At 39.2% G+C, this 15,488-nt stretch carries 13 protein-coding genes and 2 tRNA genes; 12 read left to right on the plus strand and 3 right to left on the minus strand.

The genetic code is table 11. The annotated features are described in order from the left end of the window. Positions 1 to 16 precede the first annotated feature (16 nt). Positions 17 to 631 carry a MarC family protein gene (locus tag DXB63_RS05400; RefSeq protein ID WP_122125506.1) on the minus strand — a complete coding sequence of 205 codons (615 nt, stop codon included), beginning with the start codon at positions 629 to 631 and terminating at the stop codon, positions 17 to 19. Between the two features lie 194 nt (positions 632 to 825). Here DXB63_RS05400 and DXB63_RS05405 point away from each other — a divergent pair, with 194 nt between their 5' ends. From DXB63_RS05405 to DXB63_RS05430, 6 genes are all read left to right on the plus strand, one after another. Next, positions 826 to 1,509 (plus strand): Crp/Fnr family transcriptional regulator, encoded by a 684-nt coding sequence (locus tag DXB63_RS05405; protein WP_122125374.1) that lies wholly within the window; start codon positions 826 to 828, stop codon positions 1,507 to 1,509. 180 nt (positions 1,510 to 1,689) lie between these two features. Continuing rightward, a complete protein-coding gene (locus DXB63_RS05410) occupies positions 1,690 to 3,747 on the plus strand; it encodes a M3 family metallopeptidase (protein ID WP_178301215.1) in 2,058 nt (685 codons plus the stop codon). Positions 3,748 to 3,794: 47 nt separating this feature from the next. After that, a complete protein-coding gene (locus DXB63_RS05415) occupies positions 3,795 to 4,310 on the plus strand; it encodes a DUF4847 family protein (RefSeq protein WP_122125376.1) in 516 nt (171 codons plus the stop codon). After that, a complete protein-coding gene (locus DXB63_RS05420; protein ID WP_122125377.1) occupies positions 4,310 to 4,744 on the plus strand; it encodes a dCMP deaminase family protein in 435 nt (144 codons plus the stop codon). Before DXB63_RS05415 ends, DXB63_RS05420 begins: the two co-directional genes overlap by 1 nt. An 11-nt stretch (positions 4,745 to 4,755) precedes the next feature. After that, on the plus strand, positions 4,756 to 6,501 hold the full coding sequence (locus DXB63_RS05425) for a S41 family peptidase (protein ID WP_122125378.1): 1,746 nt from the start codon (positions 4,756 to 4,758) through the stop codon (positions 6,499 to 6,501). Then, positions 6,404 to 6,961, plus strand: coding sequence for a 5-formyltetrahydrofolate cyclo-ligase (locus tag DXB63_RS05430; RefSeq protein ID WP_122125379.1), 558 nt, complete (start codon positions 6,404 to 6,406; stop codon positions 6,959 to 6,961). Before DXB63_RS05425 ends, DXB63_RS05430 begins: the two co-directional genes overlap by 98 nt. Here the strand turns inward: DXB63_RS05430 and DXB63_RS05435 are convergent. Further along, positions 6,948 to 7,238, minus strand: coding sequence for a DUF721 domain-containing protein (locus DXB63_RS05435; RefSeq protein ID WP_122125380.1), 291 nt, complete (start codon positions 7,236 to 7,238; stop codon positions 6,948 to 6,950). The two genes, DXB63_RS05430 and DXB63_RS05435, sit on opposite strands and share 14 nt — an antisense overlap. Next, the gene (locus tag DXB63_RS05440; RefSeq protein ID WP_122125381.1) at positions 7,228 to 8,352 is read right to left on the minus strand and encodes a DNA replication/repair protein RecF; all 1,125 of its coding nucleotides are present in this window, start codon (positions 8,350 to 8,352) and stop codon (positions 7,228 to 7,230) included. The genes DXB63_RS05435 and DXB63_RS05440 overlap by 11 nt, the downstream gene beginning before the upstream one ends. Before the next feature lie 180 nt (positions 8,353 to 8,532). On the opposite strand from DXB63_RS05440, the gene DXB63_RS05445 reads away from it, so the two are divergent. The 6 genes from DXB63_RS05445 (at position 8,533) to DXB63_RS05470 (ending at position 15,345) form a co-directional block, all read left to right on the plus strand. After that, complete coding sequence (locus tag DXB63_RS05445) at positions 8,533 to 9,216, plus strand: tetratricopeptide repeat protein (RefSeq protein ID WP_122125382.1); 684 nt, start codon at positions 8,533 to 8,535, stop codon at positions 9,214 to 9,216. Between the two features lie 86 nt (positions 9,217 to 9,302). Beyond that, positions 9,303 to 9,797 (plus strand): 6,7-dimethyl-8-ribityllumazine synthase, encoded by a 495-nt coding sequence (gene ribH, locus DXB63_RS05450; RefSeq protein ID WP_122125383.1) that lies wholly within the window; start codon positions 9,303 to 9,305, stop codon positions 9,795 to 9,797. 63 nt (positions 9,798 to 9,860) lie between these two features. Beyond that, positions 9,861 to 9,943: transfer RNA gene (locus DXB63_RS05455), tRNA-Tyr, on the plus strand. An 8-nt stretch (positions 9,944 to 9,951) separates the two neighbouring features. Continuing rightward, a tRNA-Gly gene (locus DXB63_RS05460) sits at positions 9,952 to 10,024 on the plus strand. Positions 10,025 to 10,407: 383 nt separating this feature from the next. After that, positions 10,408 to 12,153, plus strand: coding sequence for a helix-turn-helix domain-containing protein (locus tag DXB63_RS05465; protein ID WP_122125384.1), 1,746 nt, complete (start codon positions 10,408 to 10,410; stop codon positions 12,151 to 12,153). Positions 12,154 to 12,294: 141 nt separating this feature from the next. After that, the gene (locus DXB63_RS05470) at positions 12,295 to 15,345 is read left to right on the plus strand and encodes a hypothetical protein (RefSeq protein ID WP_122125385.1); all 3,051 of its coding nucleotides are present in this window, start codon (positions 12,295 to 12,297) and stop codon (positions 15,343 to 15,345) included. Positions 15,346 to 15,488 lie beyond the last annotated feature (143 nt).

The following is a 15,488-nucleotide window of genomic DNA, read 5'->3' on the forward strand; positions in this document are numbered from 1 at the left end:
ATCTGTAAAATGAATATTATTGTCCTCCCTTTAACTGCTCTATTAACAATGTAAGATTTGCAGTAAATAGACGTGCGGAAATAGCCAGCAAAATAATACCGAAGAACTTACGTATAACATAAATACCTCCTTTTCCTAAGATACGCTCTATCCGTCCCGTCATCTTCAGTACCACGTAAACCCACGCCATATTTAAAACTAAAGCTACAATAATATTAATAGAAGCATATTCCGACCTTAATGAGAGCAATGTAGTAAACGCTCCGGCTCCGGCTAACAACGGAAAGACCAACGGCACTAAAGTGGCCTCCTTAATCGGTCCCTGATTCTTAAATATTTCCACATCCAGAATCATTTCCAATGACATAAGGAAAATAACAAATGCACCGGCTATGGCAAAGGACGCAATATCCACCTGAAATAATCTCAACATCATATCACCAACATAAAAGAAGCCGATTAGAAGTACAAATGATATGGAAGTCGCCTTTGTAGCATTCACAGAACGCCCATTTTGCTTCAAAGTCAAAATGATAGGAATCGCACCGATAATATCAATAACAGCAAAAAGTACAATAAAAGCGCTTATCAACTCCTGAAAATTAAATGCAGAAAAAAAATCCGTAAACATATAGCCTCCTTTCTTTGATTCAAAATACAAATATATCAGAATTATGTTCACAATGCAAGCAATCGGAAGCAAACATTATCAGGCTTAAGAAATAATAAAAAAGATAAAAAGGAGAAAGGCATACGAATAAAAAAGGCGATTTATAGTTATTTTTGTCATAAAATCATGAGCGATCTAAATAGAGAGGAGAATATATGGAGTTAACGATGTATGACACTTTATTGCAATTACCGCTATTTCAAGGGCTGTGTAAGAACGACTTTACAGACATACTTGGCAAAGTCAAACTACATTTTTCCAAGAATAAAGCAATGGAGAAAATTATAAATCAGGGAAGTCCATGCAATGGTTTAGTTTTTTTATTAAATGGGGAGATTATATCGGAGACCAAAGACAGAGATGATTTATATACATGGTGCGAATATTTTAATGAGCCTTATGTTCTGGAGCCATATTCTCTTTTCGGAATGAATACCAATTATATATCCTCATATTCAGCCATGACGGATGTAAATATCGTCTCCATTGAAAAAAAGTTCATCTTATCCGAGCTCAACAAATACGATATCTTCCGGCTTAATTATCTGAATATAATCAGCAACCGTTCACAAATACTGCAAGACAGGTTACTGAACAATAAGACAAACAGCATTGAGGAAAAGGTTATAAATTTCTTCCTTTATCACGCTGAGAAATCTACCGGAAAGAAATTGCTTAAGATCAAAATGGAAGATTTCGCAACCCTGCTGAATGACACACGTCTATCCGTATCAAAAGTATTGAATGAATTACAGGAAATGGGATTATTGGTATTACGTCGTAAAGAAATAGAGATTCCTGAAATATCATTGCTAGCTACTTATAAATCCAAGATTTAGTCTTAAATTGACAAATATTCAGTAGAGCCAACGAACAAAGTTATATTCTTTGTTAAAAACCTGATAATAATGGCGGGAGTAATGCTTTTTTTTAGCATTTTTGTACAATACATTATTATCTGAATAGGTATTGACTATATGAAAAGAAGCTTATTAACATTTGTATTATTTTATACGATCATGACAATCCAGGCAAACAACCCGCTTTTAGAAAAATATAATACTCCTCACGAAACTGCCCCTTTTGACAAAATTAAAATAGAACATTATGAGCCGGCCATAGATGAAGGTATCCGTCAACAGGTATCAGAGGTTGAAGATATTTGCAATAACCCGGAACTCCCTAGCTTTCAAAATACAATCGTTGCACTCGAAAGTTCAGGAAAGTTTCTGGAAAGAGTTACTACAATCTTCGGCAACTTATTGAGTGCAGAAACCAATGATGATTTACAAGAATTGGCAGAGAAGATAATGCCGGCATTAACCGAGCATTCCAACAATATCAATCTGAACGAAAAACTATTTCAACGCGTCAAAACGGTTTATGAACAAAAAGCAAAGCTCAACTTAACTACAGAAGAACAAACGCTTCTTCAAGATACTTACGATAATTTTGTGCGCCGAGGTGCCAATTTAACCGGACAACAAAAAGAAGAATACCGTAGGCTGACAAACGAACTTAGCAAATTGACGCTGCAATTCAGCCAGAACCTTCTCAAAGAGACCAATAATTACGAACTATTATTAACGCAACAAGAACAGCTGGGCGGATTGCCGGAAAGCGTAATAGAAGCAGCCTCACAAACAGCAAAAGAAAAAGGGAAAGAAGGTTGGTTATTTACTTTATCAGCTCCAAGCTATGTGCCTTTCATGACGTATAATGAAAATCGTGATTTAAGGCAACAACTTTATATGGCATACAACACCAGAGCCACCCATAACAACGAATTCAACAATTTTGACGTGGTTAGAAAGCTGGTGAATACAAGAATGTCCATCGCCCAATTACTCGGATATGACAATTATGCCGAATATACATTAAAAAGACGAATGGCAGAGAATTGTAATGCCGTATATGATTTATTGAACCAGTTGTTCGAAGCATATCTACCTACTGCTCAAGCTGAATATAATGAAATACAAGAGTTTGCACGTGAGACGGAAGGAGCACATTTCCAATTAATGCCATGGGATTGGAACTTCTATTCTGAGAAATTGAAAAATAAGAAATTCAATTTAACCGATGAAATGTTACGTCCGTACTTTGAACTGAATCTGGTTAAAAAAGGAGTATTTGGCTTGGCTACAAAGCTATACGGCATCACTTTCAAAGAGAACAAGTCGATTCCCGTATATCACCCGGACGTCACCGCCTACGAAGTTTTCGATAAGGATGGGAAATATCTTGCGGTACTTTATACAGATTTTCACCCTCGCAAAGGAAAACGCGCGGGAGCATGGATGACAGAATATAAAGGACAATGGAAAGAAAACGAAACAGATAGTCGCCCGCACGTATCGATTGTGATGAATTTCACCAAACCCACAGAAAACAAGCCGGCACTGTTAAGTTTCAATGAAGTAACAACGTTCTTACACGAATTCGGACATTCTCTGCATGGAATGTTTGCAGCGTCAACTTATCCAAGCCTGAGCGGTGCAAATGTCTATTGGGATTTTGTAGAACTTCCGTCGCAGATAATGGAAAACTTTGCTATCGAAAAAGAATTCCTGCATACTTTTGCCAAGCATTATCAAACAGGAGAGTTGCTACCTGACACATTGATACAACGCATTATTGACGCATCGAATTTTAATACCGGATATGCTTGTTTACGCCAACTCAGTTTTGGTTTCTTAGATATGGCATGGTATACTCGTAATACTGCATTCGAAGAAGATGTAGAAGATTATGAGAAACAGGCTTGGGAGAAGACTCAAATTCTGCCATCCGTTGACGGTACTTGCATGAGTACTCAATTCTCGCACATTTTTGCCGGTGGCTATTCCGCTGGATATTATAGTTATAAATGGGCGGAAGTATTGGACGCTGACGCCTTTTCTATGTTCAAAGAAAACGGCATATTTAATCAAACGGTTGCCGAATCTTTCCGGCAGAATATTTTATCCAAAGGAGGGACAGAGCACCCGATGGTATTATACCAAAGATTTAGAGGACAAAAGCCTACCATAAAAGCCTTATTAAAAAGAAACGGGATTGAACAGAAAGGACTATAAAATGTTTAAAGGGCTAATTAATTTATAGTTTAATCTGCAATAAGAATATGATAACAAGAATATTAAATAAAATAACGTTTGTTCTGTTTATCGGCATATTGGGAGTCTTTGCCGGTTGTAATGATGAAGACGATATCGAAGCCATATTCATCGGGCAAACATGGTATGTAGGAGACTTTTATACAACTACCAACTGGAAAGACGACAACAATCAGAAAGCAGTCAATACTTACGAGAATAACAAAAACATAATCCGGGATTATGGAAGAAATCGCTTTTACATAACTTTTGAAGATAAGACATTTACAGCAAAAGGAATAACCAATACTTTCTCGGAGACATGGTCTGCAGACGGCAAGGAAAATACAATTACTTTTTTAATAACTGACGGTTCTTCTTCCTCAGGAACAACAGCACTCGAACGACAAATTACTATGGACTTCTACAACAGCATCAAAAATGCAAAATTCTATAGAGGAAATACGATTTGGGTAAAGCTCTATCCGGAGGATAAAAAGAGATTTGTACAATTGACTAAAAATAGAAAAGAAAAGAATCAGTAATGGAAGCAAACGAAAAAAAACAATTGGAATTAGACAAACGCTATATACGTATGGCTGCTATCTGGGCTGAGAACTCTTATTGTACACGTCGCCAAGTAGGTGCTCTGATAATAAAAGATAAAATGATAATCTCGGATGGATATAACGGAACTCCTTCCGGATTTGAAAATGTCTGCGAAGATGAAAACGGTTTAACCAAACCGTATGTTCTCCATGCAGAAGCAAATGCTATCACAAAAATAGCACGTTCTAATAACAGCAGTGCCGAAGCAACCATGTACGTAACAGCCTCTCCCTGCATTGAATGTGCCAAACTTATTATCCAAGCCGGAATCAAACGAGTTGTTTATTCTGAGAAATATCGTTTGGAAGACGGACTTAACCTGCTGAAAAGAGCAAATATTGAAGTTGTTTATATTGACCCTAACGAATAACATAATAAATTATGAGCACAAATAACTCTTCCCGCTTTACTCCTTTTATCATTGCAATCAGCATTGTACTGGGAATTTTAGTCGGTACGTTTTATGCCAACCATTTCTCGGGAAGCAAACTGGGAATTATTAATACCTCATCGAATAAGCTAAATGCGCTATTACGCATCATAGATGATCAATATGTTGATACCGTTAACATGACTGACTTAGTGGAAAATGCTATGCCTCAGATTTTAAGTGAACTCGATCCTCACTCAATGTATATTCCCGCCAAGGATCTGGAAGCTACAAATTCTGAATTAGAAGGCAGTTTCAGCGGGATCGGAATACAATTTTCTATTCAAAACGATACGATACATGTAAACAGTGTTATCCAGGGAGGTCCTTCAGAAAAAGTAGGATTGATGGCAGGAGACCGTATCGTTTCGGTAGATGACAGCGCTTTTGTGGGTAAAGACGTAACAATCGATACGGCACCCAGAAAACTGAAAGGTCCTAAAGGGAGTAAAGTTAAACTGGGAATAGCCCGCCCGGGAGAAAAGAATATTTTATACTTTACCGTTGTAAGAGGAGATATACCGGTGAACAGTGTGGATGCGGCATATATGCTGGATGAGAAATACGGTTATATTAAAGTAAATAAATTCGGGCGTACCACACATGCTGAACTATTAATGGCTATCGCCAAACTTGCGCAGAAAGAATGTCAGGGTTTGGTTATTGATTTAAGAGGAAACACAGGAGGCTACATGGAAGCTGCCATCCAGATGGTTACGGAATTTCTTCCTAAAGACAAATTAATCGTCTATACACAAGGACGTAAATATCCTCGAGAAGAACGATTCTCCAATGGTACAGGCAGTTGTCAGAATACGCCACTTGTAGTTCTTATAGATGAAGGCTCTGCCTCTGCCAGCGAGATATTCGCCGGAGCAATACAAGATAATGATCGCGGAACGATCATTGGACGCCGTTCATTTGGAAAGGGTCTGGTTCAACAGCCTATTGACTTCAGTGACGGTTCGGCTATCCGCCTGACAATAGCACGTTATTATACTCCATCCGGCAGAAGCATACAGAAACATTATACCAAAGGGAATGATTCGGATTATGAAATGGATATTCTCAAACGTTATGAGCATGGAGAATTCTTCTCGGAAGATAGCATCAAGCAGAACACGGATTTAAAATACACCACCGGATTAGGAAGAACCGTATACGGAGGCGGAGGTATTATGCCTGATATTTTTGTACCGCAAGATACCACAGGAGTAACAACATATTATTCAATGGTAGTAAACAGAGCATTGCCAATTCAGTTCTCCTTCCAATACACGGATAAGAACAGAATTAAGCTACAAAAATATCCGGATGAGCAATCGTTGCTTAAATATTTGAAAGAACAAGGTATTATAGAGCAATTTGTGAATTTTGCTGAAAGCAAAGGAGTTAAAAGAAGAAATATACAAATACAAAAGTCCCACAAATTGCTCGAAAAAATACTATACGGTAATATCATATACAATATGTTAGGAATAGAAGAATACATTAAATTCCTCAACATTAGCGATGTTACTGTAAACAAAGCTCTTGATATTCTAAGAAAAGGAGAATCATATCCTAAAGCTCCGCAACCTGTAAAAGAAAAAACAAAGAATGCACGAACTAAAAAAACAACTGCGTGTACAGATAGCCCGAAGAAAAGCTCTGTACACACATACGGAGCTGACGAAGCTATCAGACGCTTTGCTTAATAAACTGGAACAATACCCTGCATTCCAACAAGCAAAAACAGTTTTGCTCTATTACTCATTAAAAGATGAAGTTCAGACGCATGACTTCGTTGAGAGATGGAGCAAAACTAAAAATATTGTCTTACCAGTAGTAGTAGGCGATTATCTGGAATTGCGTAATTATACAGGAAAGCAGGACTTACAAACAGGTTCTTACAATATAGAAGAACCTATCGGAGAAATATTCAATGATTACAAGTCTATTGATCTGGCTATTATCCCCGGAGTATCTTTTGACAAGGAAGGCAATAGATTAGGCAGAGGGAAGGGGTATTATGACCAGTTACTACCTTTACTTACCTCTTCTTTTAAAATAGGCATTTGCTTTTCATTCCAATTCGAAGATAAAATACCATGTGAAGAACATGATATAAAAATGGATTGCGTTTTTACCGATAAAGAAGTATTCAACGGAAAATGATATTTATGATAACGGTAGTCCCGACATGACGGTTCAGATTACGGACCAACAGTTCACGTCCCATCATCAACTCTTCCCGCAAAGCCGCAGAGGTCAGATGAACATAAAGGATTTGATTCCTTATATATAGATTAGTAGTATAAGACGCTATCGTAGGTCCAAGAACTTCTTTCCATGAATCTATTAAACGCTGCTGATTCAGGGGAGTCTCCAACCCTTCTTCACGCATAAACTTTCTTAGCAAATCCCCTATTTGCTCTGTATTATTACGCCTCATCTTCCTGCTCCTCCTGTTTTTCGCTTACTGTTCCTGCATCTACACTGAAAATCTTATAATCCTGTTCCGTCTTGCTCAAGATTTTATCCAAATGTTCACGATTCGTATCGGTAATAAAGATTTGTCCAAAACTATCTCCGGCTACTAACTTTATTATCTGCTCTACCCGGGAAGCATCCAACTTATCAAAGATGTCATCCAAGAGCAATAGAGGCGTAGTGTTACTCCCCGTACGTTTTAAGAAATCAAACTGAGCCAGTTTTAATGCTATTAAATAAGTTTTGTTTTGTCCTTGCGAACCTTCCCTTTTTATAGAAAAGTCTCCAAGCAACATATTCAGTTCATCTTTATGTATCCCTCTCAATGAATACCCCATGATACGGTCACGAAACCGATTTTCCCGCAAAATATCGAGCAAAGAAGCATCCTTGGCATGAGATTCATAGATCAAATCGACTTTTTCCTTATCCTGAGATATATAAGAATAGAAAGACTGAAAAATGGGAATGAACTCGGATATAAACTCCGCACGTTTGCGATGAACTATTTCACCGGCAGAAGCCATCATTTCCTCCCATACTTCAAAAAGTTCTCCTTCCGGTTCCTGCTCCGCTTTCAATAATGTATTACGTTGGGCAAGTGCCTTATTATAGCGGATTAAAGCGTCCAGATATTCTTTATCATATTGTGAAATAACCACATCCATAAAACGACGCCGTTCCTCGCTTCCTCCGGCAATTAAATCGGAATCAGACGGTGAGACCATAACCAACGGCACAAAACCAATATGATCCGACAAGCGGGTATATTCTTTCTTGTTGCGTTTAAACTGCTTTTTTTGTCTACGTTTCAAGCCACAATAGATCTCTTCCGGAGTACCATCCTCCATTTCATAAAATCCTTGTACAACAAAAAAGTCCTGATCATGACGAATGTTCTGGGAATCTATGGGATTCGTACAACTCTTACAAAAAGAAAGATAATAAATAGCATCAAGCAAATTAGTCTTTCCCATACCGTTCAATCCGAAAAAGCAATTCATCTTTGAAGAAAAGTTAAGTTCTACTTGCTCCAGATTCTTATAATTCAGTATGGAAATACGCTTCAATATCATTTTTGCTCTTTATTTTTAGGTAGACAAAAGTAGAAATAAAAACTGAAAAAGCAGATAAAGATGCCGTTTTTAAATATAGATGCTAAAAAATATGCCTCGAAATTTCATTTATATATATAAATCAACTACTTTTGCTGACCGAAATATATACATATAAGAATAACAAGAAAATAAAATAAGATGGCGGAAGAAAAGAAAAAACAGGAAGGAGCGAACGTTGAAGATGCGTTAAGCCAATCCGAAGCGTTTATTGTCAAAAACAAAACAACAATTATCGGTTTTATAGTAGCAATAGTGGTTATCATTGCAGGAGTTATGTTATATAAGCACTATGTATCAGAACCAAAAGAACAAAAAGCGGCCGTTGCAATCTTCAAAGGTGAAGAATACTTCGGAGCTAATGATTATGAAAAAGCATTGAACGGAGATAGCTTGGGCTATGCAGGATTCATTAAAATTGCAGATGAATTCAGTGGAACAAAAAGCGGGAAACTGGCAAAAGCTTACGCCGGTATCAGCTATGCACAGTTAGGCAAATACGAAGAAGCTATCAAATATCTAAATAGTTTTGACGGAGAAGACCAAATGGTAGGTCCTGCCGCACTAGGAGCTTTAGGCGACTGCTATGCTCAACTAGATCAATTGGATAAAGCTACTGCTGCTTTCTTAAAAGCTGCCGACAAAGCTGACAACAATACATTGAGTCCTATCTATTTGAAGAAAGCAGGAGCTATCTTTGAAAAGCAAGGCAAATATGATGACGCGGTAAAAGCATACACTAAAGTAAAAGACAAATATTTCAATTCTTATCAGGCAATGGATATCGATAAATATATCGACCGCGCTAATGCCGCAAAGAAATAAGAAACGGGTAACTGGAATAAAATAATACCTTATATATAAGCTACTCTGATTTTAGAGTAGCTTTTTTTAAACCAAAAAAGATTATTATGGCAACAGCTTATCATAACTTATCCGATTATGATTTCAATTCAGTACCTAATGCCGAAGGCATGAAATTCGGCATTGTTGTATCCGAATGGAATTACAAAATCACAGGTGCTTTGCTTGACGGAGCTTACAATACCCTAATCAAGCATGGAGCTAAAAAAGAAAACATATTAGTGAAAACCGTTCCCGGCAGTTTCGAATTAACCTTCGGAGCAAACCAACTCATGGAAAATTGCGAAGTTGATGCTATTATTATCCTTGGTTGCGTAATAAAAGGCGATACTCCTCACTTTGATTATGTATGCATGGGAGTAACCCAAGGTATCACCGAACTAAATGCAACTGGCGATATACCAGTTATTTATGGTTTACTCACCACAAATACAATGGAGCAAGCAGAAGACAGAAGTGGAGGAAAGCTCGGAAACAAAGGAGATGAATGTGCAATTACTGCAATAAAAATGGTTGATTTCGCTTGGAGTTTAAATAAATAATTCATATCTTTGCACCGCGTTTGAGAAACGGAGGTTTTTCAAAGAAAGCAAAAAGAAAATGTTGGGCAAATACCAGAGTGGCCAAATGGGGCAGACTGTAAATCTGCTGGCTTACGCCTTCGGTGGTTCGAATCCATCTTTGCCCACAATAATTGCGGAAGTAGCTCAGTTGATAGAGCATTAGCCTTCCAAGCTGAGGGTCGCGGGTTTGAGTCCCGTCTTCCGCTCTCAAGAAAGAGGTTGTCTTGTTGGACAGCCTCTTTTTGTATAATAATATTCTTCTCACTAAGTCCCAATAAATCTGAAACAAGATTGATTGTTTATCTCCAACTTCCGGTACATTGCATAAAAGTCATTTTAACTAGATTGAGTTTCAGAGTATTATATCGAGTATTGCCTCGGTCTCTTCCTTTGCGTGAATGAAATTCATATCATGTACTCTACCGGATTATCGGAAACATGCAGGATTTTGCATGCTTAACTTATGAACAATACAAATCTGTCAAGCAGAAAATAAAATTAACCGGGAATATGTATGTCTCGAATTTTTTACATAATTTTGCACGTATGCTATTTGGAATGACAGACATTAAAGTGCAATAGCTTTATTATGATGAGAACACACACAAGATTGATCTTTACGTTGTTGTTCAGTTTCATATTCTTCCCGAATGAAGTTTATGCAACTGACTGGACACAGTATTCAGACCTTGTCTGCGAAATGCAAGATGTGTCTTCGAAGCAGATATTGGATTTAGCTTCACAACGCGCCGCCGAAAAAAAAGATATTGAGGCAATAGTACTTTGTTCCGTCGTAGCCAGCAGGTTTAGGGACGATATGAACGCAGAGGAAAGAAATCTTTGCACGTTAGCACATCTAAAAGCAGGTGATATCTATAACGCTCAAAGCAACTATTCTGCCGCTCTTAGCGAGTATATCGAAGGGGTTAAGATTAGTGAATCATGCAGTAAACCTATTTATGCCGCACGTCTCTACAACAAAATCGGTAACATCTACTGCATCTTTCTTGATTATGAAAAAGGAATAAGCTACTATCTGAAAGCCTACGATTTTTGTCGTGATTATCCTGACCGTGATACAGAACATTATATATTGGTGAATCTTACAGGTATCTACACATTTCTAAAGAAAAATACCGAAGCGAAGAAGTATTACCGGATGGCCGAAAAGACCAAGAATCCGGCAGATCCTGTGGACGTATTCATGAGTGGCTATACGTTGAGCCTCATACAGATTTATGATAACAACGTTCCCCCGGCCATCGCTCGTTTAAAACAGTTAGTTGAATATGCTTCTGAGAAGAAAATAGAACCTAAATATCTCTGTTTCGCTTATCAGGAGATTTATAATGCTTACAATTGGATTAACCAACCGGACTCCATACTGAAATACCTGCGTCTGTGTGACGAAACAGCACGCCAACATAATATTCAACATACTTTCACCGAAACACTAAAGAGTCTATCGGCATTCTATGAAAAGGAGGGAGACATCGCTACCGCCAATATGTACAAGACACGTTATCTCGAAATAAAAGACTCCATCTATAATATGCGCGAATTCGATATCGTGGAAAATACCTTGTTTACTTATGAAGTAAACAAAACAACCAGAGAGATAGCAGATTTGCGAATGCGTGAACAAGAGGGAATACAGACAATACGAGTACAACGCGTCATTATGTCGACCGTTGGTATTGTGGCCGTACTTACGGCATTGTTTCTTTTCATCGTATGGAGACAGAAAAAGAAACTTAACCGTAGCTACACCGATCTCTATACTGTCAATCGAGACTTCATCGACACACAGGAGCAACTGATGGCACGTCTGCGTAAGGATAGGGAAACGTTGAAAGAAAAAGAACGTGAAATAGCCGAAATGAAAGAAGAACTCGGTAAAGCTAGAGATACATCAACAGACACACTCAAGGACGCGCCCAAATATCAGACGAGTAATCTTACCGATGCACAAAGACAGAAGTTGGCTGAAGCGATACAGAATATAATGGAGAACACGCTCGAATTCTGTGATTGCGACTTCTCACTGGACACGCTTGCCGAGCTTGTCGGTTCCAACAGGGTATACGTCTCGCAGGTTATTAATGACACCTTTCATAAAAATTTCAATAACTACATAAACCCTTACCGTATACATTTGGCTTGCGCCCGCTTTACGGACACGGCCACTTATAAAAACTTTACCATGAAGGCCATAGCCGAGAGTGTGGGGTTCAAATCGTACACATCATTTGTCAACGTCTTCCGTAAAGTGACAGGAATAACTCCTTTTCTTTACCAGAAAATGGCAAGTCAAGGTATAAAATCATCCGACTGATACTTGTCTGTACGTAGAAGAGGCTTTGAAGATATACAAATTAATAAATTTGAAGAGACTGCATTTGCTGAAAACGTTGTTTTATGCTACTTTCGCTGACGTTCAATTTGCTTTTTTTATTAATCAAATTCCCTTTTCATTATGAAAAACACACTACTTTTGTTTTTATGCCTGACGGTAATATCCGTAGCGGCAAAGTCGGAAACTAAGTTCGAACAAGGAGAAGCGCAAACACAAAACAAGCGAGTCTCGCCAAACGGCAAGTATCTTGTTGGAGAGAGCAAACAATCGAATCCCTGGGGACTTGATGGTCTGTTCGGCTATGTAAGTTTTGTACAAGACCTCGAAACAGGAGAAAAAAACTGGATTACATCTTATGATGAGGACGATTTCGCTAAATTGGGAAGTTTCACCGATGTGACAGACAATAAAGTAATATGCGGTGTAATGAAAGACCCTGAATACGGAATCACTATCACCGAAATGGGATTTACTTATACCCTACCGCTCAACGTTGCCGCAGTATGGAAAGATGGAAAGGTAATAAGCCTTGGTCTCGGTACTTATACTACAAGCGATTTTACAAACTTCGCCGACGGTAGTTTCGCTATGGCTATATCAAATGATGCGAAAACGGTAGTAGGTTACATCTCGAAGGGCAATTACTCCGTAACTTATCCTTGTGCATGGACCTTCAACGAAAGTACAAACAAATATGACTTTAAGCAGTATGCCATACCCGAAGATGCAAGTTTGGCAAGCATTACCGATGTATCGGGTGACGGTTCAATAGCTGTGGGATACGTTAAGAGAGCATGGAGCACCTATGCATGCTATTGGCCTTCACCCGAAGAATGTATAGTGATAGACGATCCCCATCCTGTGGGCGGCGTGCAGAGTGATGGCAAGGCGTTAGCCATAAGCAACAATGGCGAGTTTATTGGCCTTACAAACAACGGTGTGGAACCGGCTTTATACATTATAAATAGTAAGGTACTGATGACTTTTGGCACATATCGTTATGTATCATCCCTGAACATAGGGGGAGTAACAGACGATGGAGACCTGTTCGGCGATTATTACTACTCAGGCTATGGCCAAAGTAGACCATTCTGGTATTCTGCAAACAACCAGGTAAAAACCGATTTCAACTACTTCGTGTATCTGTATGCCAATGATATCGAGCTACCTTACAAATTCGACTTCTATGCAAGGGAGAACGTATCGTTCAGTGGTGTGTCGACAGATGGTAGTATAATAGCCGGCAATGATACATACGGAAAGCCTTGGATTCTGAAAGCCGAACCTAAATTCGTGGCGATACCACCTACAATCAGCTCAGTTCCCAACACCAGCGTTTTGGCATTGGGAGAGGTAGAGGTGACCTTTGAACGCGGAATTGAAACTCATGTTTGGTATCAGGCCAAAGAGTATGTGATATACAGAGACGGTAACGAAGTAGGCCGCATAGCTATAAAAGACTTGGAGGATGGCGCAACGACCATAAGTTTCACCGACAAGGGTTTAGACACGGGTACACACTATTACTCCGTAGCCGTTAATTTCATCAATAATAATACCGACACGGAGTTGCTATCACCGAAAAGTGAGGAAGGTACGGTTTATATGGAGGAGAATTTTGATTTTCCGCTTTTTGATGACTTTGACAGTAATACGATAACATCAGAGGGTTGGTCTGTACAACGCGACTATGGTGATCTGGAGACACAGTTCTGGGGATGCGGCCTATACTTTGGTCTTGATGGCAGCAGCTATCTCAATGTAGGTGTAGCTCAATCGCAACCCTATTCTTTCTCAATTGTGTCACGCCACCTCGATGCACGCGACAAAAAGAATGTATATATTTCATTTGCACGCTTATGGCGGTATGCAAACAGCGACGAGTGGGATATCACGAAAGACAGCCTTAGTATTGAAATAAGCACTAACGATATTGAATGGACTGTTGCCCGGGAGTACGCTCTAAGCGAAGTTCCTCCCTATGCATGGAACTTTGAATATACCGACCTGACCTCATATGCGGCAGGTAAGACATTCCAAGTTCGTCTGCGTGTTCACGGTCAGGCTTTGGCACAGTATATCTGGAATTTCGATAACTTGAGAATAGATGAAAAGCCCGAGCACGAAGCCACAGCCGGAACTATCGGTGCCTGTCTGTCTGACGGTGCATTCCGTGTGACGTGGAGAAATTCTTTCGGTGCTTATATGCTCAACTACCTCGGCAATAACCAATATAATGTAGAACCGAAAGCGCTCGGTAACGAAGGCAAGCCGCTAATAGCAGTCAACAAATTCGATGCGGAGGAAATGGCGATGTACAAAGGTAAGTATCTGACATCCGTAAGCACACAGCTCAGCTACTACGAAACGGAAGATCCGACACCTATACGCGCGGCAATCGTGATTTATGAGGATGGTAAGCTCATCCGCGACCAAGAAATGATCGATGCGCCCTACAACGAGTATATAACTGTGAATCTTGACGAGCCTATGCTCATTGACGGTACAAAAGAGATAATGGTCGGCTTGAAGTTGTTAGAATATGGTGCAGATCAGATACCTATTATATACCACAACACAAACTCATATGCTGACGGTAAGAGTAATATCTACTCTGAAGATGATGGTAAGACATGGCTCAATCTGGCTGACTACTACGAAACAATACCCGAACATGAAACTGACGGCTACGGAAGTTGGCTCATCACGGCCAACGTGACCGACACGCCTGAAGCAGAGGATACTGAAATAGATCTCAACCAGTATGGCTATCAAGTTTACAAGAACGGACAAATGTTTGGCAAGGTATTCACCCACTATCTACAAGGATGGTTCAATGACCCGACAAGCGTACAAGGAGACACCTACCAAGTAAGAACTTTCTACTTCGACGGTACAGTATCCGAAATCTCTGAAACGATGACCAATAACGGTCAAACAGGTATCAAAGAGATAGAAACCAACGACAGTGAAAATGCTTATATGGTAAAAGACGGAACATTGTTCATCAACGGTGACAATGACAAAGTAGCTCTTTATAACGTTGCAGGCATAAAACTCTATGAGGGTAATGCCAACAACATCAATCTGAACAACTTTGGTAAGGGTCTGCTTATCCTGAAAGTCTACGGCAAGAACGGCAACACTGAAACATACAAGTTCATGTTCTGAACCCATAATATGTAGAGAGTAAGCGAAAGGCGCGGCATTTCCTGCAATATAACATTGCGGAAACACTGCGCCTTTCATTTATTCTATAAAAGATAAAGCATGTTCTTGTTAAGGGTGGCTCCTATAAAATTCATAATTATCTC

Source organism: Bacteroides sp. OM05-12, assembly GCF_003438995.1.
In the GTDB taxonomy this organism is placed as follows: Bacteria; Bacteroidota; Bacteroidia; order Bacteroidales; family Bacteroidaceae; genus Bacteroides.